The sequence below is a fragment of the Fructilactobacillus sp. X7R4C1 genome, assembly GCF_059901115.1.
This window is the reverse complement of sequence record NZ_JBWXVD010000004.1, coordinates 106945-133172: the sequence shown is the minus strand read 5'-3', so window position 1 is coordinate 133172 and position 26228 is coordinate 106945. Positions and strand designations below refer to the sequence as shown.

At 39.2% G+C, this 26228-nt stretch carries 27 protein-coding genes; 24 read left to right on the top strand and 3 right to left on the bottom strand.

Translation table 11 applies throughout. From position 1 onward, the window contains the following. Positions 1–13: 13 nt before the first annotated feature. From tpiA to AC6UC9_RS05525, 10 genes are all read left to right on the top strand, one after another. On the top strand, positions 14–781 hold the full coding sequence (gene tpiA / locus AC6UC9_RS05570) for a triose-phosphate isomerase (protein WP_500701372.1): 768 nt from the start codon (positions 14–16) through the stop codon (positions 779–781). 86 nt (positions 782–867) lie between these two features. Next, positions 868–2187, top strand: coding sequence for a phosphopyruvate hydratase (gene eno / locus AC6UC9_RS05565; protein ID WP_500694297.1), 1320 nt, complete (start codon positions 868–870; stop codon positions 2185–2187). A 102-nt stretch (positions 2188–2289) separates the two neighbouring features. Further along, positions 2290–3243, top strand: coding sequence for an LPXTG cell wall anchor domain-containing protein (locus tag AC6UC9_RS05560; RefSeq protein ID WP_500701371.1), 954 nt, complete (start codon positions 2290–2292; stop codon positions 3241–3243). An 86-nt stretch (positions 3244–3329) separates the two neighbouring features. Continuing rightward, positions 3330–3566: a preprotein translocase subunit SecG gene (gene secG / locus AC6UC9_RS05555; RefSeq protein WP_500694299.1), complete on the top strand. Its 237-nt coding sequence runs from the start codon at positions 3330–3332 to the stop codon at positions 3564–3566. Between the two features lie 116 nt (positions 3567–3682). Continuing rightward, the gene (gene rnr, locus AC6UC9_RS05550) at positions 3683–6022 is read left to right on the top strand and encodes a ribonuclease R (protein WP_500701370.1); all 2340 of its coding nucleotides are present in this window, start codon (positions 3683–3685) and stop codon (positions 6020–6022) included. Between the two features lie 11 nt (positions 6023–6033). Beyond that, on the top strand, positions 6034–6507 hold the full coding sequence (smpB, locus tag AC6UC9_RS05545) for an SsrA-binding protein SmpB (RefSeq protein ID WP_500694301.1): 474 nt from the start codon (positions 6034–6036) through the stop codon (positions 6505–6507). An 82-nt stretch (positions 6508–6589) separates the two neighbouring features. Next, the gene (locus tag AC6UC9_RS05540) at positions 6590–7291 is read left to right on the top strand and encodes a uracil-DNA glycosylase (protein ID WP_500701369.1); all 702 of its coding nucleotides are present in this window, start codon (positions 6590–6592) and stop codon (positions 7289–7291) included. Positions 7292–7293: 2 nt separating this feature from the next. Beyond that, complete coding sequence (pta, locus tag AC6UC9_RS05535; protein ID WP_500696834.1) at positions 7294–8268, top strand: phosphate acetyltransferase; 975 nt, start codon at positions 7294–7296, stop codon at positions 8266–8268. A 15-nt stretch (positions 8269–8283) separates the two neighbouring features. Further along, the gene (tsaE, locus tag AC6UC9_RS05530; RefSeq protein ID WP_500701368.1) at positions 8284–8760 is read left to right on the top strand and encodes a tRNA (adenosine(37)-N6)-threonylcarbamoyltransferase complex ATPase subunit type 1 TsaE; all 477 of its coding nucleotides are present in this window, start codon (positions 8284–8286) and stop codon (positions 8758–8760) included. Beyond that, positions 8750–9238: a GNAT family N-acetyltransferase gene (locus tag AC6UC9_RS05525; RefSeq protein WP_500701367.1), complete on the top strand. Its 489-nt coding sequence runs from the start codon at positions 8750–8752 to the stop codon at positions 9236–9238. Before tsaE ends, AC6UC9_RS05525 begins: the two co-directional genes overlap by 11 nt. 19 nt (positions 9239–9257) lie before the next feature. On the opposite strand, the gene AC6UC9_RS05520 is transcribed toward AC6UC9_RS05525, so the two are convergent. Continuing rightward, positions 9258–9791: a 3'-5' exonuclease gene (locus tag AC6UC9_RS05520; RefSeq protein ID WP_500694306.1), complete on the bottom strand. Its 534-nt coding sequence runs from the start codon at positions 9789–9791 to the stop codon at positions 9258–9260. A gap of 14 nt (positions 9792–9805) precedes the next feature. After that, on the bottom strand, positions 9806–10576 hold the full coding sequence (locus tag AC6UC9_RS05515) for an exodeoxyribonuclease III (RefSeq protein ID WP_500701366.1): 771 nt from the start codon (positions 10574–10576) through the stop codon (positions 9806–9808). 100 nt (positions 10577–10676) lie between these two features. Here AC6UC9_RS05515 and murB point away from each other — a divergent pair, with 100 nt between their 5' ends. Next, complete coding sequence (gene murB / locus AC6UC9_RS05510; RefSeq protein WP_500701365.1) at positions 10677–11576, top strand: UDP-N-acetylmuramate dehydrogenase; 900 nt, start codon at positions 10677–10679, stop codon at positions 11574–11576. Between the two features lie 15 nt (positions 11577–11591). Further along, positions 11592–13703, top strand: a complete 2112-nt coding sequence (locus AC6UC9_RS05505) for a cation:proton antiporter (protein WP_500701364.1) — start codon at positions 11592–11594, stop codon at positions 13701–13703. Positions 13704–13740: 37 nt separating this feature from the next. Here AC6UC9_RS05505 and AC6UC9_RS05500 read toward each other — a convergent pair whose 3' ends face one another. Continuing rightward, positions 13741–14391 (bottom strand): DUF1361 domain-containing protein, encoded by a 651-nt coding sequence (locus AC6UC9_RS05500; RefSeq protein ID WP_500694310.1) that lies wholly within the window; start codon positions 14389–14391, stop codon positions 13741–13743. A 167-nt stretch (positions 14392–14558) separates the two neighbouring features. Between AC6UC9_RS05500 and cdaA the strand changes: the two genes are divergently transcribed. The 12 genes from cdaA to AC6UC9_RS05440 all read left to right on the top strand — a co-directional run bounded on the left by cdaA (position 14559) and on the right by AC6UC9_RS05440 (position 26223). Then, positions 14559–15407, top strand: coding sequence for a diadenylate cyclase CdaA (cdaA, locus tag AC6UC9_RS05495; protein ID WP_500694311.1), 849 nt, complete (start codon positions 14559–14561; stop codon positions 15405–15407). A 2-nt stretch (positions 15408–15409) separates the two neighbouring features. Then, positions 15410–16381, top strand: coding sequence for a CdaR family protein (locus tag AC6UC9_RS05490; RefSeq protein WP_500694312.1), 972 nt, complete (start codon positions 15410–15412; stop codon positions 16379–16381). A gap of 17 nt (positions 16382–16398) precedes the next feature. Beyond that, positions 16399–17751, top strand: a complete 1353-nt coding sequence (gene glmM, locus AC6UC9_RS05485) for a phosphoglucosamine mutase (protein WP_500694313.1) — start codon at positions 16399–16401, stop codon at positions 17749–17751. Positions 17752–17952: 201 nt separating this feature from the next. Next, positions 17953–19770, top strand: a complete 1818-nt coding sequence (glmS, locus tag AC6UC9_RS05480) for a glutamine--fructose-6-phosphate transaminase (isomerizing) (protein ID WP_500701363.1) — start codon at positions 17953–17955, stop codon at positions 19768–19770. A 145-nt stretch (positions 19771–19915) separates the two neighbouring features. Next, positions 19916–21061, top strand: a complete 1146-nt coding sequence (locus tag AC6UC9_RS05475) for an ABC transporter ATP-binding protein (RefSeq protein ID WP_500696841.1) — start codon at positions 19916–19918, stop codon at positions 21059–21061. 57 nt (positions 21062–21118) lie between these two features. Then, positions 21119–21433, top strand: a complete 315-nt coding sequence (locus AC6UC9_RS05470; protein ID WP_500696028.1) for a hypothetical protein — start codon at positions 21119–21121, stop codon at positions 21431–21433. Between the two features lie 102 nt (positions 21434–21535). Then, positions 21536–22579: a lactonase family protein gene (locus AC6UC9_RS05465; protein ID WP_500701387.1), complete on the top strand. Its 1044-nt coding sequence runs from the start codon at positions 21536–21538 to the stop codon at positions 22577–22579. A gap of 95 nt (positions 22580–22674) precedes the next feature. Next, the gene (locus AC6UC9_RS05460) at positions 22675–23502 is read left to right on the top strand and encodes an HAD-IIB family hydrolase (RefSeq protein WP_500701362.1); all 828 of its coding nucleotides are present in this window, start codon (positions 22675–22677) and stop codon (positions 23500–23502) included. Positions 23503–23552: 50 nt separating this feature from the next. Beyond that, positions 23553–23801, top strand: a complete 249-nt coding sequence (locus tag AC6UC9_RS05455; RefSeq protein WP_500694319.1) for a hypothetical protein — start codon at positions 23553–23555, stop codon at positions 23799–23801. A gap of 87 nt (positions 23802–23888) precedes the next feature. After that, positions 23889–24209, top strand: coding sequence for an ArsR/SmtB family transcription factor (locus AC6UC9_RS05450; RefSeq protein WP_500701361.1), 321 nt, complete (start codon positions 23889–23891; stop codon positions 24207–24209). After that, complete coding sequence (locus AC6UC9_RS05445) at positions 24199–24801, top strand: cation efflux transmembrane domain-containing protein (protein ID WP_500701360.1); 603 nt, start codon at positions 24199–24201, stop codon at positions 24799–24801. The genes AC6UC9_RS05450 and AC6UC9_RS05445 overlap by 11 nt, the downstream gene beginning before the upstream one ends. 81 nt (positions 24802–24882) lie before the next feature. Further along, positions 24883–26223 carry a dihydrolipoyl dehydrogenase family protein gene (locus AC6UC9_RS05440; RefSeq protein WP_500694322.1) on the top strand — a complete coding sequence of 447 codons (1341 nt, stop codon included), beginning with the start codon at positions 24883–24885 and terminating at the stop codon, positions 26221–26223. The last annotated feature ends 5 nt before the right edge of the window (positions 26224–26228 follow it).

Here is a 26228-nt window from a genome sequence, read left to right as displayed (position 1 = left end):
GAGGAGAAGTATCATGCGTATTCCCTTTATTGGTGGGAACTGGAAAATGAACTTGTCTTTAGATGAAGCAGTTCAATTTGTGATTGATATCAAAGATAAAATACCAGATCCTAAAAACGTTGAAACAGCTCTTGCAGCTTCACCGTTATTTCTTGAATCAATGCTTAAAGCCAACGGATCGAGTCCATTGCACGTAACAGCTGAAAATTGCTTTTACAAAAATGAGGGTGCTTATACTGGAGAAGTTAGTCCTAAAGCTCTCAGTCAGATGGGAATCCCGTACGTGATCGTTGGTCATTCTGAAAGACGTCGTTACTTTAACGAGACTAATGACATCATTAATAAGAAGGTTCATGCGGTTTTAAATAACAATATGAAACCGATATTATGTTGTGATGAAACGATGGGACGACTTGAGACTGGTGATCGAATCCACTGGGTAGTTAACCAGGTTACCGCTGGTTTAAAGAGTGTTTCTGAAAAGGACGCTTTAAAGGTCGTTATTGCCTATGAACCAAGTTGGGCAATCGGGACCGGTCATAGTGCTTCAACTACCGAAGCGGAAGAGGGATGTTACCTAATTAGACAAACTTTAGCTGACATTTACTCGGATGATATTGCTAACCAGATTCGAATCTTATATGGTGGAAGTGTGGACCCAAATAACATCATCTCGCTTATGAAACAAATTGATATTGACGGGATTTTAGCCGGTAAAAGTAGTCTTGAACCAAAGGAATTTTTGGAGCTTGCGAATTACCAAGATTTGCAAAATAATTAGTTATTATGATTGCAAGTTAAAGCCTAAACTAATAGAATTAAGTTGACCTTTAAATATAGGTAACAAATTCACTAAGGAGAGATAACATGTCAATTATTTCTGATATTTATGCTCGCGAAGTATTGGATTCACGTGGAAATCCAACTGTTGAAGCTGAAGTTTACACAGAAGACGGTGCAATGGGCCGTGGAATCGTCCCATCTGGTGCCTCAACTGGTGAACACGAAGCCGTAGAACTTCGTGACGGAGACAAAAATAGATATATGGGTAAGGGTGTTACTAAAGCTGTTAGCAACGTTAATAACATTATTGCCAAACAAATCGTTGGTTTCGATGTAACTGATCAATTAGGTATTGACCAAGCTATGATCAAACTTGATGGCACTCCAAATAAGGCTAAGTTAGGTGCTAACGCAATCTTAGCCGTTTCAATTGCTGCTGCTAGAGCTGCAGCTGACGAACTTGGCGTTCCATTATATAACTACTTAGGTGGTTTCGATGCACATGTTCTTCCAACTCCAATGATGAACGTTATCAATGGTGGTAAGCATGCTAACAACAAGGTTGATTTCCAAGAATTCATGATTATGCCAATTGGTGCAAAATCATTTAGAGAAGCTGTTCGAATGGGATCAGAAACATTCCATAACTTGAAAGCAATCTTAGCAGAACGTGGATACTCAACTGCTGTTGGTGATGAAGGTGGATTTGCACCTGATTTGAAGAATAATGAAGAGCCATTTGAAATCTTAGTTGAAGCAATCAAGCGTGCTGGATACAAGCCAGGTAAGGACATTTCAATTGCCTTTGACTGTGCCGCTTCAGAATTCTACAATGCCGACACTAAGAAGTACAACTTGGTTGGTGACGGTAAATCATACAATGCTGATGAATTCATCACTTTGCTTGACAGCATCGTTGAAAAATACCCAATCATTTCAATCGAAGACCCATTAGATGAAAACGAATGGGAAGATTGGCAAATGGCTACTAAGCGTTTAGGTAAGAAAGTTCAAATCGTTGGTGATGATTTGTTCGTTACTAACACTGAGTACTTGTCAAAGGGTATCAAGATGAACGTTGCTAACTCAATCTTGATTAAACTTAACCAAATCGGTACTTTAACTGAAACTGTTAATGCCGTTAACATGGCTAAGGAAGCTAGTTACACTGCAATTATTTCTCACCGTTCTGGTGAAACTGAAGATACCACTATTTCAGACTTAGTTGTTGCTTTAAACACTGGCCAAATTAAGACTGGTTCAATGAGTCGTGGTGAAAGAATTGCTAAGTACAATCAATTGATGAGAATTGAAGATCAATTAGGATCAGTTGCTGTGTACAAGGGAATTAACTCATTCTACAACTTGAGTCCAGAAGCAAAAGAAGCAATCATCAAAAAATAATTGATTTAAAAACACCTTCGTTATGAAGGTGTTTTTTTTTACATAAATTTCGTGAGTTCGTAAACCTTCCTCGTATTTAATCACAGAAAGAGGAGGAGAAACATGAATATTACAAAACAATTTTCATTATTTTTAGCATTAATTGCAATTACAGTTGGATTATCACTGAAGATTTTCACTTCAAATGTGAGGGCAAGCGAATACACCATTACTGCTCATAAACATTGGGTAAATAAGGACGGAGAAAAGGATTCATCGTATGCCTTTGACATTGCCAGAGTGAACGTCAAAAATCGAGCTGATATCAAGGCGCCACTAATTCCTGGGTTTCATTTAGATAAAAGTATTTCACCAATCTATGTGGGAAGTGACGTGGTCGTTTTTAACTACAATAAAGACGAAGATTTGCCGATTCCGTCACCTCACATTCCGATTAAACCAATTCCAAGTAACGATCATCCAGATTCTGGTGGAACAGTTCCATCCAATGATCATAAGCACGATCGTCCAGTTGAACCGGCTGATAATCGTAAACCAATCGTACCAGCTGAACCGACCAAAAAAACCGCTCATTCTCAAGATCTGCCAGATAAACGACCTCATGAATCAGGTAGAATCGCCCCAGATAAAAAGATAGCTGGGAATCACAGTGAGCCAATGGCAAAACGTATCAGTCAGAGTAGTAAGAAGCAGAAAGATCAGTATGAACCCACGAAGAAGGTACTTGAAAATGGGATGAATCCAGTGTTATTACGTGGGAAAAAAAGATCTGGGCGTCATCCTGTTCAAATGCCAAATGAAAACGGAATGAGCAAGTATAATCGACGTAATTTCACTCATCACGCTCCGTACCTAGATGTGAACCACGATCCAATGGCAACGGTTCACGTGAGAAGAAGTAAACATGGGGTAAACAGAACCCATACGAATCGCCAACATGCTAAAAGGTTACCTCAAACCGGGGAACGCAACAGCAAACTTCTTTCACTGATTGGAATGGTAATTTTGCTATTCAGTTCGATTTTGTTTATTAGAACCAATCGAACTGAGAAATAATGATGGACTGGAAATAACTCCTAGTTTATGCTAAACTAATTAAAGTATTGATAAGCCTGTTTAGCTGATGGGTAGGAGGCATTTTTTTGAATAATCTTTTGATGATATTATTATGGATCGTTAGTATTCTCATTATTGGTGCAGTTTTAATGCAACCTTCTAAAAATAATGATGCAATGTCATCACTCTCTGGTGGTGCAAACGATTCTTCCTCTGAGTCCAAGCCGAGGGGCTTTGAGGCATTTATGCAAAAAGTGACTGTGGTACTAGGAATCTTTTTCTTTGGTATCGCATTAATTCTAATGTGGATTTCATCACATTAATAAAAAACCTCCTGTTAAACAGGGGGTTTTTGCATTTAAAGCGGATTACTAGCGTTTATTAAAGAATGAGATTTATAATTGACGTATAAGTCAATTGGATTGTAGAGGAAAATATATTGCAAGATAATAAATTAAAAAATGAAATTGAGCAGGAGTTACAATCACATCCTGATCAAAGTTATAGTGTCGAAAAATTAGCTGATGATTTGAATTATCATGGATCATCAGCTTTCAAATTAATCGTTTCAGAGCTCGCTTCACTGGAACGAGACCGTGCCGTTGTGGTTACTGAAAACGGTGATTTTAAGGTTAATCCCAGTGAGTTGAAGCTAGAGGGGATTTTCCACTCTAATCCAAAGGGATTTGGCTTTGTTAGATATGATGATGAATTACCTGATGCCTTTATCGCACCTGATGAAACGATGCATGCGATGAACCTGGATAAGGTTGAGATTCAGATTACTAAGCCAGGTGAGAAAAATTCTGATCGGGGACCACAAGCTAAAGTGGTTAGTATTTTAGAACATCATTACACTCATGTGGTTGGTGAATTTCGTAAGACTGATGATGATCATGGTTATCTTGGTCAGGTTGTTTTAAAAGACAAAAAATTAGCAGGATTCAAGTTCTACGTGGTAGATGCTGGTCTTCATCCTACTCCAGGAGAAGTGGTTACTGCTGATATTACGGAATATCCAAGTAACGAGCATCCGGATTACATGGTTGGAATTGTGAAACAAGTAATTGGAAGTGTTGATGACCCTGGAATTGATATTTTACAGGTTGTCTATGCTCATGATGTTCCTTCCCAATTTCCAGAAGATGTTCTAGAAGAAGCAGATGCTATTCCAGACCATGTTTTGCCTGAAGAAACCAAAGGACGAGAAGATATTACCGATCAGACGTTAGTTACCATTGATGGAGAATCATCCAAAGATTTGGATGATGCCGTCACGGCATGGAAATCACCAAATGGCAATTATCATTTAGGGGTTCACATAGCTGACGTTAGTCACTACGTTAAACAAGGAACACTACTTGATCGTGAGGCGTATAAACGTGGAACCTCAGTTTATTTGACCGACCGAGTTATTCCAATGTTGCCTCGCCGTCTATCAAACGGGATTTGTTCGTTAAACGAGGGACAGTTACGGTTGTGTTTAAGTTGTGATATGGAGATTAATCCGCAAGGAAAAGTTGTCAAAAAGCGGATTCATCCGAGTGTTATGAAGTCGAAGGCTCGAATGACATATACAGCTGTCAATAATATTCTTGAATCACATGATAAGAAAACGAGAGAAGAATACCATGATTTAGTACCAATGTTTGAAACCATGGCTGAGTTACACCGAATTTTATACAAGCAAAGAAAGCGTCGTGGGGCGATCGACTTTGATGATGACGAAGCAGAAATTATCATGAACAAAGAAGGTAAACCCGTTGATATTAAACTTAGAACGAGAGGTTTAGCTGAACGAATGATTGAATCATTCATGTTGGCTGCAAACGAAACTGTTGCTGAAACTTACTATCGGCTTAAAGTTCCGTTCATTTATCGTGTCCATGAGACGCCAGATCCAACGCGAGTTAAGGACTTCTTTGAATTCCTAACTGCCTTTGGAATTGAAGTAAAGGCTGATCCAGATCACTTAACTCCCAAGACTTTACAGAACATTTTAAGTAAAGTACACGGACTTCCTGAAGAAACAATGGTATCAGTAATGATGCTTAGAAGTTTACAACAGGCCAAATATAGTGATAAATGTGTTGGACACTTTGGATTAGGTGCCAAATACTACACCCATTTCACTTCACCAATTCGACGTTATCCTGATTTATTTGTTCATCGTTTAGTTCATTATTATGAAGATAATGGGATTAATGATGTTACCAAGCAAACCTATGCTGATCAAGTTGGAGAAGTTGCAGTTCACTGTTCAGAAACTGAGCGTCGCGGTGTTGACACCGAAAGAGACGTTGATTCGATGATGAAGGCTGAGTACATGACTCAACATATTGGTGAGGAATACGATGCCGTTGTATCTTCAGTGATGAAGTTCGGAATGTTCGTTGAACTTCCAAACACCGTTGAAGGTCTTATTCATATCAGCAAGATGAATGATGATTACTATGAGTACGTTGAAAAGTACTTGGCGCTTGTTGGTAGAAATACCAGAAGAACTTATAAGATTGGACAAACGTTACGGGTTAAATGTGTTGCGGCCGACGTTGATCAGATGACCGTTGACTTTGAGATCGTTAAACCAGAAGATGCTCCATTGAGTGAACTTCTCCCAAAACAGGAACATAAAAATGATAAGCACCATCACAGTGGCAAACATTCTGATGGGAAAAATCGTCGTCAGAGTTATAAGAATCAAGATCGTAGAAAGAACGGTAAAAAAGGTCATTCGTTTAAAATCAGAACCAAACCATCTAACAGTCGCAAAAAATAGGGGATGGGAACATGGCTAGAAAAAAGCATCAACCAACTGAAAAGAACGTAATGGCAACTAACCGAAAGGCTCGACATGATTACTTTATTTCTGATACTTATGAAGCTGGCATCTCACTAACGGGAACTGAGATTAAATCAGTTAGAGAACGCCGTATGAATCTAAAGGACGGATTCGTGCAGGTGAGAAACGGACAAGCTTATTTGATGAATGTCCACATCAGTGAGTATGCGCAAGGAAACCAGTTTAATCATGATCCATTGCGTAATCGAAAGTTGTTGTTGCATAAAAAAGAGATCAAAAAACTTGGTGAAGCGACTTTGACTAAGGGAATTACCATTGTTCCCTTAAAAGTTTATTTAAAACATGGCTACGCTAAGGTGCTGATTGGGGTTGCTAAGGGGAAGCGTGAATATGATAAACGTGAAACCATAAAGCAACGTGATACCCAACGGCAAATTGATCGCGTTATGAAACATTATTAATTAAAAGAGAGTGCTATTGCACTCTCTTTTTGCTTGCCTAAAAATTCACATTTTATGGTAGAATAAATTGGAGGTGTTAATAGTGAAACCGTTTATTCATAACGACTGGTGGCCGATTCTGGAACCAGAATTTGAGAAACCATATTATCAAAAATTGAGGCGTTTTTTGGTTGAAGAGTATAATAACAAGACGATTTATCCAGAAATGCACCATATTTTTCAGGCATTTGAGTGGACTCCCTTTAGTAAGGTGAAAGTCGTTATTCTGGGACAAGATCCATATCATGGTCCTAACCAAGCCAATGGTCTTAGTTTTTCGGTAATGCCAGGCGTAGCTGTTCCACCATCTTTAAAGAATATTTATAAGGAATTACAAAGTGATTTGGGAATTAAACCAGTTAATCACGGTTATCTAAAGAGTTGGGCTGAGCAAGGGGTATTGTTGTTAAACTCCGTTTTGACCGTTCAAGATGGAGTGGCTTTTTCTCATCGTGGCAAAGGATGGGAAAGACTCACTGATTATGCAATTGAACAATTGTCAAAGCGTCCTGAACCAGTTGTCTTTATCTTATGGGGAAGGGCTGCTAGGGATAAGATTAAGTTGATTAATACTGACGCTAATATTGTGATTCAGTCGGCTCATCCCAGTCCCCTTTCTGCGAATCGAGGTTTTTTTGGTTCAAAACCGTTTTCAAAGACGAATGAAGCACTAAAAGCCATGGGTGAGACGCCGATTAACTGGAAATTACCGGAACACGTCGCTGCCACTAATAAGGAGAGTTAATTATGGACCTTTTTGATAGTTTGAAAGCAAAGATTAACGATAAAAACATTAAGTTAGTATTCCCTGAAGGGGAAGATCCAAGAATCATTGAAGCAACTAGTCGGCTTAAAAAAGATAATTTGGTTGAACCAACGTTATTGGGTGATCCCCACAAAATCAAACAAGTTGCTAAAGAAAACGGAAATGATTTAGACGGAATTACCATTATTGATATCCAAAACGTTGACTCTGACACGTTCAACGAGATGGTTAGATCACTTGTTGCACGGCGTAGTGGCAAAACGGATGAAAAAACAGCTCAGCAATGGTTGAAAGATCCGAATTATTTTGGCACGATGATGGTATACATGGGAACCGTTGACGGAATGGTGTCCGGTGCGGCTCACCCAACTGGTGATACGGTTCGTCCTGCACTTCAGATTATTAAAACTAAACCAGGTGTGAAGTTGATTAGTGGTGCTTTTGTCATGCAAAAGGGTGACACACGTTACTTGTTTGCAGATTGTGCCATTAACATTGAACTTGATGATCAACAACTTGGTGAAGTTGCCGTTGAAAGTGCACATACAGCCCGGTTGTTTGATATCGATCCCAAAGTTGCCTTACTTAGTTTTTCAACCAAGGGTTCAGCTAAGGGACCAGAAGTCGATAAAGTTCAAAGTGCAACCAAGATTGCTCAAAAGTTAGATCCAGATACTCCAATTGATGGGGAACTCCAATTTGATGCTGCGGTTGTTCCCGCGGTTGCAAAGAGTAAGGCACCTGGTTCAAACGTTGCTGGTCAGGCAACCGTTTTTGTCTTTCCAGAGCTTCAGTCAGGAAACATTGGTTACAAGATTGCCCAGCGTTTAGGTGGATTTGAAGCCATTGGGCCAATTCTTCAGGGATTGAATCAACCAGTTTCTGATTTATCGAGAGGATGCAATGCTGAGGATGTTTACAAGGTAGCCATTATCACGGCTACTCAAGCACTTTAATTTGAGGCGATTGAATTGATTAAATTTAAGGTTGATAATCCCGATCAAACCGAAAAATTAGGCGAAGAACTCGCCCCGGATTTAAAAGCTGGAGACGTTATTTTACTTGATGGCGACCTTGGCGCGGGAAAAACCACCTTCACAAAGGGACTTGGGAAAGGTCTCGGAATTAAGCGAAACATCAAAAGTCCAACTTTTACCATTATTCGGGAATACAAAAATGGACGGTTGCCTCTTTATCACATGGACGTTTATCGTCTTGAAGAGGGTGGCGCCGATGAATTAGGCTTGAATGAATATTTTAACGGTGATGGAGTCAGCGTCGTTGAATGGTCCAAATTTGCGGAGGACGAACTTCCCGACCAATACTTGAGAATCAGATTTACTAGAAATGATGATCTGGGTGATAACGATCGAACAATTGAAATGACTGCTAAAGGACAGCATTTTGATTCGATTTTAAAGTCAGGAGACTTAACGCTTGGCAAGTGATAATGAAGAAATTACGATTCGTGCTGCTAAATCGGACGATTCCGAAGCACTAATCGAGTTAATGAAACGATTAAGTCAAGAATCTAGTAACTTTACGACGGATGTTCAGATTGATCAATTGACCGCTGAAACCGAAGCAGATGCCATTGACGCGGTGAATGCCACTGGGACTAACATCATTTTAGTGGCAGTTGCTGGGACGAAATTAATTGGAGTCTTGAGCGTTAGTCAGGTTGACGAGACTGCCGGTGAGCTCGGTGTCGCCGTTTTAGCTGATTATCAGGACATTGGACTTGGGACCAATCTGATTCAGGAAGCCATTGACTGGGTGGGCAATTTTAGTCACCTTAATGAATTGCGATTGACGGTCTTAAAGTCCAATGTAGGGGCGTTTCGATTGTACAAAAAATTAGGATTTATAACTAGTGAACATGACGATCATGTAATTGAAATGAAAATGAACGTAAAAAAAGACTGAGAAAAAATTCTCAGCCTTTTTATATTAACTTGACGAACGGTTTAACGGCGTTTTTACCAAACTGCTGGTATTCATAAATTAAGATGTTAGCACACGCTAAGCTGTCATCTAGCGCATTATGATGGTGTTTTAATTCGATCCCTAAGTTCTCGCTAACCGTGTTTAACTTATGGTTAACAAATCCAGGGTAAAACTTTTTGGAAGTCTTAACGGTATCAAGAGTCTGATAGTGTGGTTTTGATAAACCATACCTTTCCAGACTCTTTTTTAATACACTATTATCAAAATTATTGTTGTGGGCAATCACCAGCTTATTTCTATCAAAGAGGGGGCTAATTTGATCCCACACCTCTGGAAAGGTTGGTGAGTCAATTACATCTTTTTCATGAATACCATGAACATTGATATTGCGCCAGTTAAACTCACATTCGGGGTTAATTAATGAGTAAAACTCATCAACGACTTCGTTATTTCTTACTACCGTTAATGCGACCGAACAAGCGCTAGCCCGTTGGCCCGCAGCAGTTTCAAAGTCAATTGCCGCAAAATTCATTTAACGATTCTCCTCTAATCAATCTTAAGTCCATCAGTAATTAGTTGGATCGGAGCATGATCTGAGCCGGTTACCTCACCAAGAATGTTTGACTCGGCAACGTCATCTTGAATTGAGTTAGAAACCAAGAAATAATCCATTCTCCAACCACGATTTTGGGATCGCTCGTCGTAACGGTAACTCCACCAAGTATAGGCACCACTTTGGTAAGGGTGAAGTGCTCTAAAGGTATCTACAAATCCAGAAGCTAATAATCGACCAAAATCGTCACGTTCCTGTTGGGTGTATCCAGCCTTGTGGTGATCTTCTTCTGGGTCATCAATGTCAATTGGTTGATAAGCAACGCTCATATCGCCGCCAATCACGACCGGCTTTCTTTCAGCAAGTTTACTTACAAAGGTAATAAATTTTTGGTCCCAATCAAGACGGTAGTCGAGTCTTTGCAGCTCTTCGCCTGAATTGGGTACGTAGGTATTAATTAAATAAAAGTCAGGATATTCGAGTGTCAAACAACGGCCCTCGGTGTCAGTGTCGCTTCCATCAACACCATAAAACACGTTATCAGCTTTATGCTTTGTGAAAGTAGTTACGCCTGAGTAGCCGGGGCGTTCCGCTGAGTCCCAGTACTGGTAATAGTCACCTGGTACTTCTAAAGCAATATCATTTTCGTGAACTCGAGTTTCTTGAACATTAAAAAAGTCAGCATCAGTTTCATTAAAAAATTCGTAAAAATTCTTTTTAACTGCTGAACGTAAACCATTTACGTTCCATGAGATAAAATTCATTGTATCCCCTCCTTTAATGCCAGTATAGCACGATCAGAAGTGTTTAAATAATGATAACGTGCTAGAATGTAATATGGATAATTAGAAAGGAAAATGACGAATGACTGAAGATTTAACAAAAAAATTCAAGGATATTAAAATTTTAAAAGATGAACCACTTTCCAAGTATTCTTGGACTAAAACTGGTGGGAAAGCTGATTTTCTTGCATTTCCTTCATCATTTAAAGAAACCGAAGAATTATTAAATTATACAAATGAAATTAAAATGCCGCTCACTGTGCTGGGAAATGCCAGTAATCTAATCGTACGAGATGGTGGAATTCGTGGGTTAACCATGATTTTGACCCAAATGAATAACATTAGAAATGAAGACCATCGGGTAATTGCCGAGGCTGGGGCTGCTTACATTGATGCAACTAAGGCTGCTCAAAAAGCCGGTTTGACTGGATTAGAATTTGCTGCTGGGATTCCCGGCAGTATCGGTGGCGGAGTGTTTATGAATGCCGGTGCTTATGGGGGAGAGACCCAGTATGCACTTGAATCAGCCACGGTTTTGACGCGTAAGGGTGAGATTATTGTTTTAAACAACGACCAGTTAGACTTTGGTTATCGTCATAGTAGTATTCAAGACTATGGGGACGTTGTTTTGGAAGCGACCTTTAAACTTGAACCCGGGAATAAACGTGAGATTCAAAACGAGATGGATCATTTGAACTACCTGAGAAGGTCAAAGCAACCTTTAGAATGGCCTTCATGTGGGAGTGTTTTCAAGCGTCCTAAAGGATACTTTGCTGGAAAGTTGATCCACGATGCTGGACTACAGGGATATCGCTCTGGCGGAGCTGAAGTGTCCAAAAAACACGCCGGATTTATCATTAACGTTGGTGGTGCCACCGCTACTGATTATTTGAATGTGATTAAGCACGTTCAGGAAACTGTGTATAAAGATAATGGGGTTCACCTTGAGACTGAGGTTCGAATTATTGGTGAGCCGAAATAGGAGGAAACATAGCTTATGGTAATAGTTGAGGCAGTCATCACATTAATAGTTTTAGTCCTGCTTTCTAGCATTATCTCTCACTATGTCACTAAGATTCCAGTTAGTTTGATTCAAATTTTGCTTGGTTTAGGATTAGCATTATTCTTTAAATTCAAAATTGATTTAAACACGGACTGGTTTTTATTGCTGTTCATCGCACCATTGCTATTTAATGATGGTCGTGACTTTCCAAAACGAGAACTTTGGGAATTACGTGGCCCCATTTTTGAAAATGCCATCTGGTTGGTGTTCATTACAACCATTATTGGCGGTTATTTCGTTAATTTGCTGGTACCATCAATGCCACTGGCAGCCTGTTTTGCTCTAATTGCGATTTTGTCTCCAACCGATCCAATTGCCGTTCAGTCCATCTCAAAGCGTGTTCATCTTCCAAGTAATATTTTGCATCTAGTATCAGGTGAGAGCTTGATTAACGATGCTAGTGGACTAATTGCGTTTAAATATGCGATTGCTGCAGTTGTCACCGGTTACTTTTCTTTGGAACACGCTGCGGTTGATTTTGTTTATACCGCACTAGTGGGTTTGATCATTGGAATTGTTGGAATGTCTTTAATTATTGTTCTTCGTAATTTGTTATTAAAGGTACACTTCAATGACGTGATTTTTAACGTCGTCCTGCACATCTTGACACCGTTTATTATTTATGTAATTGCTGAAGATCTTCTTCATGCTTCGGGAGTTATTGCGGTGGTTGCCGCTGGGATTATTGATCACTTACAGACTAACGTTACCAATACCAAGTCACCAGAAGTCAACTTGTTGACCAATCGTACTTGGGATGTCATTGTTTACTGTTTAAACGGGATTGTGTTTTTAATCTTAGGTATTGAATTACCGGTTGCTACTAGGGTGGTCATCAATGGATCGGAATATCGAACTTTAGCTTCGTTTGGGATTGCTTTTGCCGTTTGGGTGGCTCTTTTGGTAATTCGAGTGGTCTGGATTTTAGGATACGAATTCTTTTCGTACTACATTACTAAACGGTCAAATAAGAAGCCCAGTTTGTCGGTTGCGCTATTGGCTGGAATTTCCGGGGTTCGTGGTGCCATTACCATGGCAGGAATTCTTTCGGTTCCCGCATTCTTATCGAATGGAAAGGAGTTTCCCGACCGTTCTTTGATGCTTTTTATTGCCGCAATGGTTATCGTGATCAGTTTAGTTGCGGCTACCATTATCTTGCCAATCATTTCCCCAGATGCTAGTTCACTTCAGACCCGAGCCTCATTGATTGATAAGGATGAAGATGATGATGAGACGGAAGATGAAGAAGATGAGCAGGAGGGCTATATTTCGGAAGATGCCGCTCGGATTTACATCGTAAAGAGTGCCATTGTCAGTCTTGAAAATAATAAGACCAATGATAATGAACGAGCGGTATATGATATTGTTTTGGATTATCAGGTTGAGTTGCGAAAACTTTTAAGAAAGACGAGAGACGATAGTGCAGAAAGTACGTCTCTCAATGAAGAACTTAGTTTGAGACGAGTTGCTTTAAAAGGAAAACGTGACGCGGTTAAAGATTTGTATCGTGAACAACAAATCTCAAAAGATACTTACTGGATTGCAAATCGAAGGATTAATCGTGAGGAACGTCGAATGTTTGCAAATGGTTACGACGGCTATCGCAAAAATCACTGGTACTATCCGGGATGGTTTTCATCGATTCTTCATTCCATTAAAACCTGGCAGGTAAGTGAATCAGAAAGTAAAAAGACCAAGAGTGAATTACGCCTTGTTACGATTGTTGGTGATCAGGCCGCCATTGATGCTATTTCAGACTTTTTAAGTCGAAGCGATATTAATGGTCAGGACTTTGACTCACAAATTGTTCACTTTATTGTCACTTTCTATCAGAGTCAGATTGAACGGGCCAATTCATACGATGATCCCGACGAAGATGATGAAGTCTTTGAGTATCAGTTATTAAGATTGCGGTCGGTTGCACTGGAAGCAGAACGTCGCGCTGTGGAACAATTGATTAATAATAAAAAAGTTAGTCACGCGATGGGGCTTCACTTGCGTCAGAACATTAATTATAAGGAAACGCTAATGCTGAGTGATAACTAAAGAATCCTCCACTTATTGATAAGTGGGGGATTTTATATTATTCCTTATTATTACTGATAATGGAATAAATCCAGTAGATCATTAACTGTAGAACGGTCATCAAAAATACGAATACGACCATGTGCATATTCCACATGTTTAAAAATGGTCGAATGTACATCCTAGGTGAAAGGATGAGGTAAATTGTGTGGACTCGCATAAACCGTCCAATGAATAGTCCGATGGAACTTGCAACCGTTAGAATCACAATTGTAACGAAGTTAGAAAAATTACCGGATAAATGAATTTTAACGTCAATGGCCTTAGCAACGTGGACTAAACTCCAGAAACCGATAAAGGCACAGCTTAATGCACTGATCATCAGGCATGTGTATAAAAACCAGACGTGCGGATCAAGTCGAAGTAACCCATTGGCTTCATCAGGATGTAGCCAAGCGAGATGAAGTAGGTCGGTCAGAATGTAGGGTGAATTGGGATAGAACAATAACCACAGAAGTGATAGGATCCAGAACACGAAACTATTTTGGTGTGGTTTGTTACCGATGTGGAAACTAAGTTCAATTGGGATGTATCCTAAAAGGGTGTTGAGCGCTAAAAAACCGAAGCGTGTATCACGTAGAAACATGAATAAAAGCACGATCCACCCGATGAAAAATATTCTAACTTGCCATCTTTTATTTTGTGACATTATAATTTGACCCCTTTTCTTCTATATATAAATTAAACCCCAAATTAGCAAAAAAAACTAGAAATTTAACCATAGAATTTAATTTTTTTAACATTTGGAATTAGTTAACTGCCTTTATTTCAGCAATAATTCAGTGATATAATAATATACAAATTGGAGGTCGTTCTATGGGGATTGATTGGAGTAGCTTATTTACATTACATAACCTAAGCAACTTAATTGATATATTGGTTGTCTGGCTCGTGATATACGAGTTAATCATGCTTCTTCGTGGCACTCGGGCAGTGCAACTTTTTCGCGGCATTATTGTAATTATTATCGCTAAAATTGCCAGTTGGTATTTAGGACTGACGATGGTATCTTGGATTCTGGATCAAATTATCAATTGGGGAGTTATTGGATGCATTATCATCTTCCAACCTGAAATTAGACGCGGACTTGAAAAATTAGGACGCGGCTCACTCTTTAGAGCAACCCAGAATCAGGATGAAAAAGCCAAAAAAATGATTAATGCTTTAGATGGAGCAATTCAATACATGTCTAAGCGTCGAATTGGAGCGTTAATCACCATTCAAATGCATACCGGGCTAGAAGAATACATTGAGACCGGGATTAAGCTTGATGCTGACATTTCAAGTCAGTTATTAATTAACATTTTTATTCCCAATACGCCTCTTCATGACGGAGCGGTCATCATTAAGGATGATAAGATTGCTGCAGCGGCTGCCTACTTACCGTTATCGCAGAGTAATTTGATCCCTAAGGAATTGGGAACTCGTCATCGTGCTGCCGTTGGAATCTCGGAAGTTTCCGATGCTTTAACGATTGTTATCTCAGAAGAAACGGGAGAAGTTTCAATCACTAGAAACAATGAGCTTCTTCGTGGGATGACTCAGGAGGATTACCTGAAATACCTGAGAAGTCAGTTGATTCCTCGTGATCGACAGGAGCAACATCCAACGATTGTGACTCGTGCGATTAGTTTCTTTCAGAAGCATTTCGGAGGTGACAAGTAGCCATGAAAAAATCTTTTCGGAGTAAATTATTCTATGCTATCTTGGCACTAGTCTTTACAATTGCACTGTTTTTCTATGTTCATGATGGCAAAAATGATATGGGTCTCACTAACAGTACCAGTAATTCGACTAAAAGCACCCAGATGGCAGCTAATAAAACCAAGACACTGTCAGTTCCATTACAGCTCAACGTAAACTCAGACAAGTATTTTGTAATTGGTTATCCAGAAAAAGTTAACGTCCAGTTGTCAGGGCCGTCGGCGTTAGTCACTACAACCGCTAATACCCAGAACTTTAAGGTGTACGCTAACCTTAGTAATTTGGGGCCCGGAGAACACATCGTCAAATTACAACAGCAGGGTCTAAATTCTGACATTAAGAGTAAGATTAAACCTGCTCGCATTAAAGTTAACATTCAACCACGTCGGACCGTTAAGTTCCCCGTAAAAGCTGTCTACGACAAGAAAAACATTGCTTCTGGTTATAAGGCCGGAAAGCCGTCGTTAGACGTCAGTTCTGCAAAAGTGACTGGACCGAGTGATCAAATTAATCGAATTGATTCAGTAGTTGCTAAAACTAACTTGAAGCCTAACACCAAGCGTGATATAAAACAGGATGCGGTGATTGAGGCTTTAGACAAAAAAGGAAAGACCATCAACGTTATTATTACCCCATCAACAAGTTCGGTTGATTTACCGGTTTCAGCAGGTGATAATAAGAGGGTACCAGTCAAGGTTAATTTAGTTAATAAGCAGGCAAGTAAGACCTATGACGTTAAGTGTGATCCATCTGATGTGTTATTGTTAGGTGATAAAGACACGATTGATGGGATTAATTCGGTTAATGCCGACGTTGATGTCGAAAACATGTCTGGTGATAATACTAAGACGGTTTCACTTGATGCGGGTAACTCCAAAGTAAGTGGCTTGGATCCGGAAACGGTTAAAGTACAGATTAACGCAAAGAATAAGTAATAAAGTGAGGACTATATATGAAATATTTTGGAACAGATGGAATTAGAGGAGTTGCGAATAAAGACTTAACCCCAGAATTGGCTTTTCGGGCTGGTCGTGCAGGTGGTTATGCTCTGACTAAGCACAGTGTTCAAGATCATCAGCCACGTGTCTTGGTATCAAGAGATACACGAATTTCTGGACAGATGTTGGAAGATGCTTTGGTAGCTGGAATGTTGTCCGTTGGAATTGAGGTGGTTCAACTCGGAGTTGTCACTACCCCCGGAGTAGCATACTTGGTTAGAGATCAAAGTGCTGATGCCGGAGTTATGATTACGGCTTCACATAATCCCGCTGAGTTCAATGGAATTAAATTCTTTGGCGGTGACGGATATAAATTGTCCGATGACATCGAGGCTGACATCGAGAAGATTCTTGAAAGTGATACTGATGACTTACCACGTCCCTCAGCAAAGGGATTAGGCACTTCAGCAGAGTACACCGAAGCATCTCAAAAGTATCTTCACTTTCTGTCCCAAACGATTCCAGATGAATTAAGTGGGATTAAGGTATCAGTTGATGCCGCAAATGGTGCTACCAGCAACTTGGTTCCCCGCCTCTATGCTGACCTTGGTCTTGATTTTAAAACAATGGCAACCTCACCTAATGGACTAAACATTAATGATAACGTCGGTTCCACTCACCCAGAGCAATTGCAAAAAATGGTTGTTGAAAATGGTTCCCAGTTAGGAATTGCCTTTGATGGTGATGGTGATCGGTGCATTGCTGTCGATGAAAAGGGAAACATCGTTGATGGTGATAAGATTATGTACATCTGTGGTAAGTATATGGATGCTAATGGTCGATTAAAGCATGACACCATTGTTACGACAGTGATGAGTAACCTCGGAATGTACAAAGCCATGGAAGCCAACGGCTTAAATAGTGTGAAAACTAAAGTTGGGGACCGATACGTGGTTGAATCAATGAAAGCCAATGGTTACAATCTAGGTGGCGAACAGTCCGGCCACATTGTGTTTTTGGATTTTAATACCACTGGAGATGGGATGCTAACCAGTCTGCAATTAATGCATATTATGAAAGAAACCGGTAAACCGCTTTCCGAATTAGCAGACGAAGTGAAAAAATATCCTCAAAGTCTTGTTAACGTGAAGGTTTCTGACAAAAAGCACGCGATGGATCATGACAATGTTAAAAAGGCCATTGATGATGTTGAAGATGAAATGAATGGGAATGGTCGTGTCTTGGTTCGACCAAGTGGGACTGAGCCGCTGCTAAGAGTTATGGTGGAAGCTCCGACTCAAAAAGAAAGTGATAAGTATGCGAACAAAATTGCCGACGTTGTTAGAGACGACATGGGAATTGAATAAAGCAATCACGAATTAATAAAAGAGTTAACGTTTGTTAACTCTTTTATTATGCTTAAATTTTTATTAAATTTCGTTCATCGGTGCTATACCAATTCTAACTTATATTTGACAAACACTTGTGAAACCATTATTATCAAAGATGTTAAGTATATAAATAAAATTTAAATACATCTATACCAATTTTAAAGAGAGGTCATTCCCATGTGTGGAATCGTTGGAGTTACAGGCAATAAGAATGCGACATCCATTTTAGTTAATGGATTAGAAAAATTACAATATCGAGGATATGATTCAGCCGGAATCTTTGTGGAAGGAAAAGACCACAAAGATTATTTAGTGAAAACGACCGGAAGTATCGACGATTTAAAGAAAAAGATTGGGCCAGAAGTACAGGGAACTGCCGGAATTGGACACACTCGTTGGGCTACTCACGGTGGGGTAAACATTGAGAATGCTCATCCACAATTCTCAGATGACAACCGTTTCTATCTGGTTCACAATGGTGTGATCGAAAACTATGAACAACTGAAGAAAGAATACTTATCAGACGTTAAGTTTCATAGTCAAACTGACACCGAAGTGGCGGTCCAATTGGTTGATAAGTTTGTGACTGAAGACAAAATGAGCACGAAAGATGCCTTCATTAAGATGCTTTCACTCCTTAAGAATTCTTCATATGCTTTCATTTTAATGGATAAAGAAGATCCAGATACTTTATATGCAGCCAAAAACAAAAGCCCCATGTTGATTGGATTATGTGACGGTTTCAACGTAGTATGCTCTGATTCAATTGCTATGTTAGACGTTACTGATACTTTTCTTGAGGTGGTTGATGGTGACGTTGCGATTGTAAAGCCTGATAAGGTAATCATCCTTGATGAAAACCGTAAGCCAGTAGAGCGTCATCAGTTCAAGGTAACCATTGATCCAAGTGCGTCTGATAAGGGGACTTATCCTTACTACATGCTTAAAGAGATTGATGAACAACCCAATGTCATGAGAAAATTAGTTAAAGAGTACTTTGATGCAGACGGAAACATGAACGTTGGTTGTGGCGTAATGGATACCATCCTTGATTCAGATCGAATCTATATCGTGGGTGCTGGTACCAGTTATCATGCTGGATTAGTCGGTAAAGATTTGATGGAGAAGTACACTGGAATTCCAACTGAAGTGCATGTCTCATCCGAGTTTGCTTACGAAGATCCATTGCTTTCTAAGAAACCATTTTTTATCTTTTTGACTCAAAGTGGGGAGACCGCTGACAGTCGGGAAGTTTTAGTGAACGTTAACAAGCATCATTTTCCTAGTTTAACCATTACTAATGTTGCTAATTCGACATTGTCGCGCGAAGCAACTTACACGATGTTGCTTAATGCTGGTCCAGAAATTTCAGTTGCTTCAACTAAAGCATATACTGCTCAAATTGCAATCCAAGCCATTTTGGCAAAGGCCGTTGGTATGCGGGGTAATCGTCAGGTCGCAAAAGATTTTGATTTAGCACGACAATTGGGTTTGGTTGCGACTGGGATGCAGTCAATTGTTGAAGAAAAAGATAAGATTGATGAAATTGCTAAGAAATATTTCGTTGATGCTAAACAGGCCTTTTACATCGGCCGTGGGGTTGATTACACTGTTTCCCTTGAAGCAGCGTTGAAGTTAAAAGAAATTTCTTATGTCCATGCGGAAGGCTTTGCTTCTGGTGAACTTAAGCACGGAACGATTGCATTGATTGAAAAGGGCACTCCAGTGATTGGTATTATCACCCAGAAGAAGACCGCTGGATTAACTCGTAGTAATCTGGAAGAAACTGCAGCTCGTGGTGCCAGTGCTTTGACGATCGTGCGACAAAGTCTAGCTCAAGATGGTGATACGTTTGTGATCCCGGACGTTGATGAGTTGTTAACACCGCTGCTTAGTGTCATTCCAGCTCAACTAATTGCTTATTACACTAGTTTGAACAAGGGATTGAACGTTGATCGTCCAAGAAACCTTGCTAAAAGTGTTACAGTTGAATAATGTTTTTAAGAGCTACCATTCTTGGTAGCTCTTTTATTATGTTGTTGAAGCATCGTTGAGTACTGAACTTTCTTTACATTTTAGTAATTTTCTCGTATTATTTTATTATCGTGTCAGTTGTAATTTTGAATTTAGGAAGTAAACCATGACTGAAAAAAATTATAAAATTAAAGTACAAGATGTCACCAAAGAGTATGACATGTTCAAGACTCAATCTGACAAGTTAAAGTCGTTTTTCTCATTATCAAGGAAAAATAAAACCCCACATTTTTGGTCTTTGATGGGAATTTCATTTACCGTTCAGCCTGGTGAAGCATTGGGAATCATTGGTGTAAATGGTTCAGGAAAGTCAACCATTTCTAACATTATTTCTGGCATTATTCCGCAAACGACCGGCCAAGTTGACGTGCGCGGAGATACTTCGATTGTTGCGATTAACGCTGGATTGAGAAAGAATTTAACTGGCCGTGAAAACATCCGAATGAAGTCATTGATGCAGGGACTTACAAACCACCAAATTGATGACATGATGGATGATATCATTGCCTTTGCTGATATTGGTGATTTTGTTGATCAACCAGTAAAAGACTATTCTAGTGGTATGAGGTCCCGACTTGGCTTTGCCATTGCCGTTCACATTAAGCCAGACATTTTGATTATTGATGAAGCCTTGTCCGTTGGTGACGATACCTTCTACCAAAAATGTGTTGATAAGATTGATGAATTTAAAGAAGAAGGTAAGACCATCATCTTTGTATCTCATTCACTAAAGCAGGTGCGTTTGTTGTGTGACCGAGTTGCTTGGATTAACTACGGGAAGCTACGGAAAATTGGTCCGATGGAAGAAGTCGTCTCCGAATACCAGAAGTTCATCAAGTGGTTTAAGTCGTTAAGCAAAAAAGAGAAAAAACAGTTCCAGAAAAAAGAAAAGACCATTCAGAAGAATTTTGATATTGATAAGTATCAAAAAGAAATTACTAATGAGTATGCTGAGGATCACCCGAATGACCCTAATCCAGCACGAACCATCCATAAGCGGTTCTATAGTGAAGTTATTCAAGAAAAGATGCCGTTGACCACTAAAATTATGACGTGGGCGGTTTTCTTTGCCATGATTTTCTTTTGCTTGGTAAATGTATCTGGTCATCCAACGATGGCAGTTGTTAGACATCCAAGTTATATCATTCACCCAAGTAAGAAGATGAGGTACCAGAAGAAGAATGGTAAATCAGTAATGGTCACTAAGCATGAATACAAACAACTTGAGAAACATGCCTGGGGACAACGATAAAAATTTTGCTATTATTCAAAGTGAATAATAGCATTTTTGTTTAGGAGGAAGATTTAGATGGCAATGAAGAGTCATGAAACATTTACATTGATTGAGGAAATTACGCGATTAGATGGTTCTAAGTACCTTGAAATCAGCAACATGGTGCAGAACGGACGAGCTGAGCTTGCTGCAGAACGAAAAATGATTAAACAGGTTCGAATCCTTCAACTAAACATTCCTCACTCCGTTCATGTCATTAATTACGAGAACTATGTTAACCAGAATTATGTGATGCCAAAGGAAAACTTTGACCACTTTGAGGAGTGGAAACGAACCCCAGCAATGGATCATGAAGTCCAGATGATTTTAAAAGAGAATCATATTGGTTAAATCAATTGGCTAATCTTTTTGTGAATTAAATCATTAATATTTGTTATCACCAACCACCAAATATGGCATAATGAGTATGAATAATATTTGGAGGTGTTGATGATGACTGAAAAATTTTTAATTGGAACTTATACCCAAAAAACTAGTAAGGGCGTTTATCAAATTGAATTAGACAAAGATAAAAAACAGCTGGAAAATGCTCAGTTAATTGCGCAAATTAGTTGTCCAACTTACGTTGTGGAATCTAGTGATAATAAAATCTATGCGATTGATCGTAATCAAGATGAAGCGGAAACACGTGGTGGAATTGCTGTTTTTGATGGCAGTACCATGCCAGCTAAATTAATGCAAGAAGACATTGAAGTGGGTCCTTCACCAGCCTACATTACTGTAGACGAAGGACGCCAGATGGTCTATACAGCAAATTATCATACTGGCAATGTCATTGCGTATCACATTGAAAGTGACGGGACTGTCAAAGAATCGCAGCGAATCCATGACGATGGAATGACCGGTCCACTACCAGAACAACAAAGTGGTCCTCATCCACACTATGCCGATCTAACTCCTGATGATCGCTTAGTGATTTGTGACCTGGGATTGGATCGAGTTTATTTGTATGATGTTTCTGACGCGGGTGAGATTACTCCTGTTAGTGAGATTCAGTTGTCACCTGGATTTGGTCCAAGACACATTGCTTTTGCTGAATCGACGGGAAAGGCTTACTTAATTGGTGAACTAAGTAGTAAGATTGCAGTTCTTGATTATAATGAAGAAGCTGGCATCTTTACCGTCCAACAGGTTGTTAAAACTATTCCCAATGACTACAAAGATGCCAATGGTGGGGCTGCAATTCGAATAACTAACGATGAGAAGTTTGTGTATGTTTCTAATCGTGGCAATGATTCGATTGCTGTTTTTAAGGTCCTAGGTGATGGTGACTTAGAGCGAATTCAAGTAATTTCAACTGAAGGGGAATTCCCACGTGATTTTAACTTTAATTCAGATCAATCCTTCCTAATTGCTGTAAATCAAAACACTAATAACGCAACCTTGTACGAGCGAAATCATGAGAATGGTAAGTTGTCTGTCATTCAAAAGGATTTTGCGGTACCAGAGGGAACCTGTGTTGCTCCTCGAAAATAGTTAATTTAATTAAAAGTTAATGCTTTTATAGTGTTAACTTTTTTCATTCCCTTAACAAATTGATATAATTAATTTAAACAGGTGGGGTGGAGATTTTGATTAAATTAATTGTGACAGATATGAACAAAACCTTTTTAAATGAAGCTAATCGATATGATGAGATTAAGTTTTTAAAAACGTTTCAAAAAATGAAACACCAAAACGTTAATTTTGCCGTCGCTAGTGGCGGACCGAATGATAAATTACAAAGCCTGTTTATTGATTATCGGGACCAAATGGATTTTATTTCTCAAAATGGTTCAGTAATTTATCGTGGGAGTGATTTAGTTCATGCCGAATCGCTGAATGATGATCAGATTAAACAGACCTTAAAGATGCTTTATGATGATTTTGGCCCTGACATTGTCGGGGTTAACGTATCTGGGCTTAAGCATACTTATGTAGATAAAAGGCTACCCGAAAAAATGTATCAGTTAATGAAACAATACTATAGTAATACGGTCCGTTTGAATGATTTGGCTAACATCACAAGTGAGAACACTGATGATCAATTAGTAAAAGTTGGTGTGACGTTTAAGCAAGGTGCAAACGTGATGCGAAAAGTTCATGAAATGCGACAGATGCTTCCAGATAATCTTGAGAGTTTGAACTCTGGCTTTAATACCGACCTAATTGGTGTAAAGGGGGTTGACAAAGCAACTGGCGTGCGCTATTTGATGAAAAAATATGATGCCAATCCTGAAGAGGTTGTCACATTTGGGGATAATGAGAATGATTTAGGAATGTTGGATTTAACCCCGAATAGTTATGCTATGAAGAATGGCATTCGGGAGGCAAAGGACGCCGCTGGTCACGTTACCGAGTTTGATAATAACGATGATGGGGTTCTAAGGACAATTGATACCATTTTAGATAGTCAGTAGTTTCATTTAGTAAGGTAATGACAGTACAAATATACGTGAGGCGATTAAAAATGAATAACGAAGAATTAAATAACATTGTTGAAGGACGTTTGGATAAGTACTTTGAAAAATATCCAAGTACTCCTGATGTTGAGATGTACAAGATTGAGTTGAAACGTTCAATCGTAAAAGATGCATTAGCTAAGATTTCAGATGAAGTTACGATTAACGATGCAATTAACCAGGCTTTTTCTGACTTTGGTGACATTGATCACGCTATTAATCAGATTGTTTTTAAAAGTCATGGAATCAAGGATTAAAATGAATTAGCCGTTGTGGCTTTTTTTATTAGGATACATATGATAATGTATTCATATGAAATAAATTACATATATAAGGAGAAAATCATGGATTCTAAGATTAATCCCAAAAAATTAGAAGAAGCTCATGAGTTATTTAAAATTTTGAGTAATCCGGTTCGGATTCAAATGTTAGTGTTGTTAGAAAATCACTTACTCAACGTTGGTGAGATTAGTGAGGAACTTGGGCTTGAACAATCAGCTACTTCTCATCAATTGGCAATGCTTAAAAAGCATCAATTTGTAAGTAGCGAACGGAAGGGCAAGTCAAATTATTATCGCCTGGATGATCCTCATATTATGGACATTGTAAATGAAGGACTAGCTCATTCGGATCATGTGGTAAGGGGTGTCAAACATGGAAACTAAAAACGTGGTTGGATATGGAATCATAGTTGAGTTGGTTGCGATTGCTTGGATGATAGTAGAATTTTCGGTTGGCTTAAAGGCCGGGATCGATGCCCACTCAATTGTATTAATTGCGTTTGCTCTTGATAGTTTGATGGAGATTATTGCTGGATTTGTTTTACTATTTCGTTTGGAAATTGAGTTTAAAGGGAGTTCAAAAATTGACATTAATCGAGTTGATAAGGTTGCCACGAAGATCGTTAGCATCATTTTGCTCCTTCTGTGTGTCTATATTCTAGTTACTTCTGGATATAATTTGTTTCAGCATGAAGGTGCTGATGGCAGTCTGATGGGGATCATCATTTCTATTTTGTCTCTTATTATCATGCCAATGATTGCCTATGCTAAGTATTGGATTGGGAAAGTAATTGGTTCTAACGCTTTAATTCAGGATGCCATGTGTAGTGTTACGTGTGCTTATCTTGCTGGGACGGTGCTTATCGGAGTTTTGCTTAATTATTTTTTCCATATTTGGTGGATCGATTCAGCAGCAGCAATTCTAATTGTTTTCCTTATTGGTAAAGAGGCATTAGAATGTCTTGTGGAGAGCTAATCTTGACAAGTGCAATTATAGAACTATAATAATAATTGTATAAAGTTTAGTTGTACAAAACTAAAAGGTGAGGTGTTAAGTATGAGTGAAAACAATTATCAATTTGATGTATTGTATTTAGGAAGTGGACATGGTGCTTTTAACGGTGCTATTCCATTGGCCCTAAAGGGTAAAAAAGCTGGCATTATTGAAGTTGGCAAGATTGGTGGAACTTGTCCTAACCGTGGATGTAACGCTAAGATTGCTTTAGACTTCCCAGTTAAGATGAAAAAAGACGTTGATAACTTCCAAGGACACGGCTTAGATGGAACTACTAAGATCAATTGGGCCGATAACGTTAAGCATGAAAAAGAAGTCATCAGTCAATTACCTGGTGGAATCGAACAGGGTCTAAAGAGTGTTGGCATCGATGTGATCCATGGGTATGGAAAGATCGTTGATGCGCACACCATCGACGTTGACGGTACCAAGTACACTGCTGATAAACTTGTTGTAGCAACTGGAGCTCATTATCACAAGATTGATATTCCCGGTGCTGACTTGGCATACGATGGAACTGATTTCTTGAACTTAGAAAAACAACCAGAACACATGACCGTTATCGGTGGTGGATACATTGCCATCGAATTTGCTACAATCGCAGCAAATGCTGGAACTAAGGTTACCATCCTATTGCACCATGACAAGGCCTTAAGGAAGTTCTATCAACCATTTGTTGAATCATTACTTAAAGATCTTGAATCTCAAGGAGTTCAAATCATTCGAAACGTTGATCCTCAATCAATCGAAAAATCAGGTGATGGCTTTGTAGTCAAGACTAACAAAGACGACATTGACTCTGATTGGGTTCTTGACGCAACTGGCCGTGATCCGAACGTTGAAGGATTCGGTCTTAAAGAAGTTGGCGTTGATTACGATAAGAACGGAATCAAAGTTGATGATCATCTTCAAACTTCAGTTGACAGCATTTACGCTGCTGGCGATGTTCTTGATAAACAAGTTGGTAAGTTAACTCCAACTGCTATTTTTGAGTCAATGTACCTTACCAAGTTATTTACTGGTGCTACTACTGATCCAATTAAGTATCCAGCTGTTCCAAGTGCAGTTTTCTCATCACCACGAATTGCTGAGATCGGTGTTAGTGTTGACGAAGCTAAGGCCAACCCTGATAAGTATGATGTTAAAGAATCAGACCTTGCCACTGATTGGTTCAGATTTGCAATGCAAGAGAACAAAGGTAAGACCATTTCAATCACCGACAAACAAGGTTACCTAGTAGGTGCTACTGAAATCAGTTCTGAAGCTGATAACGTTATTAGTACTTTGGCACCATTTGTTGAGTATCACATCTCACCAGAAAAGATGAGCGAATTGATCCCATTGTTCCCAACACTTGGTTCTGAGACTTTGAATCATCTATAAAATTA

Bases quoted from the DNA above. Each gene is read 5' to 3' on its own strand.
- AC6UC9_RS05515 (WP_500701366.1), bottom strand. From the start codon at position 10,576: ATGAATTTTATCTCATGGAACGTAAATGGTTTACGTTCAGCAGTTAAA.
- AC6UC9_RS05560 (WP_500701371.1), top strand. From the start codon at position 2,290: ATGAATATTACAAAACAATTTTCATTATTTTTAGCATTAATTGCAATT.
- smpB (WP_500694301.1), top strand. From the start codon at position 6,034: ATGGCTAGAAAAAAGCATCAACCAACTGAAAAGAACGTAATGGCAACT.
- AC6UC9_RS05445 (WP_500701360.1), top strand. From the start codon at position 24,199: ATGGAAACTAAAAACGTGGTTGGATATGGAATCATAGTTGAGTTGGTT.
- cdaA (WP_500694311.1), top strand. From the start codon at position 14,559: ATGGGGATTGATTGGAGTAGCTTATTTACATTACATAACCTAAGCAAC.
- AC6UC9_RS05520 (WP_500694306.1), bottom strand. From the start codon at position 9,791: ATGAATTTTGCGGCAATTGACTTTGAAACTGCTGCGGGCCAACGGGCT.
- glmS (WP_500701363.1), top strand. From the start codon at position 17,953: ATGTGTGGAATCGTTGGAGTTACAGGCAATAAGAATGCGACATCCATT.
- AC6UC9_RS05500 (WP_500694310.1), bottom strand. From the start codon at position 14,391: ATGTCACAAAATAAAAGATGGCAAGTTAGAATATTTTTCATCGGGTGG.
- murB (WP_500701365.1), top strand. From the start codon at position 10,677: ATGACTGAAGATTTAACAAAAAAATTCAAGGATATTAAAATTTTAAAA.
- eno (WP_500694297.1), top strand. From the start codon at position 868: ATGTCAATTATTTCTGATATTTATGCTCGCGAAGTATTGGATTCACGT.
- AC6UC9_RS05475 (WP_500696841.1), top strand. From the start codon at position 19,916: ATGACTGAAAAAAATTATAAAATTAAAGTACAAGATGTCACCAAAGAG.
- tpiA (WP_500701372.1), top strand. From the start codon at position 14: ATGCGTATTCCCTTTATTGGTGGGAACTGGAAAATGAACTTGTCTTTA.
- AC6UC9_RS05505 (WP_500701364.1), top strand. From the start codon at position 11,592: ATGGTAATAGTTGAGGCAGTCATCACATTAATAGTTTTAGTCCTGCTT.
- AC6UC9_RS05470 (WP_500696028.1), top strand. From the start codon at position 21,119: ATGGCAATGAAGAGTCATGAAACATTTACATTGATTGAGGAAATTACG.
- AC6UC9_RS05440 (WP_500694322.1), top strand. From the start codon at position 24,883: ATGAGTGAAAACAATTATCAATTTGATGTATTGTATTTAGGAAGTGGA.
- AC6UC9_RS05490 (WP_500694312.1), top strand. From the start codon at position 15,410: ATGAAAAAATCTTTTCGGAGTAAATTATTCTATGCTATCTTGGCACTA.
- glmM (WP_500694313.1), top strand. From the start codon at position 16,399: ATGAAATATTTTGGAACAGATGGAATTAGAGGAGTTGCGAATAAAGAC.
- AC6UC9_RS05465 (WP_500701387.1), top strand. From the start codon at position 21,536: ATGACTGAAAAATTTTTAATTGGAACTTATACCCAAAAAACTAGTAAG.
- pta (WP_500696834.1), top strand. From the start codon at position 7,294: ATGGACCTTTTTGATAGTTTGAAAGCAAAGATTAACGATAAAAACATT.
- AC6UC9_RS05450 (WP_500701361.1), top strand. From the start codon at position 23,889: ATGGATTCTAAGATTAATCCCAAAAAATTAGAAGAAGCTCATGAGTTA.
- AC6UC9_RS05455 (WP_500694319.1), top strand. From the start codon at position 23,553: ATGAATAACGAAGAATTAAATAACATTGTTGAAGGACGTTTGGATAAG.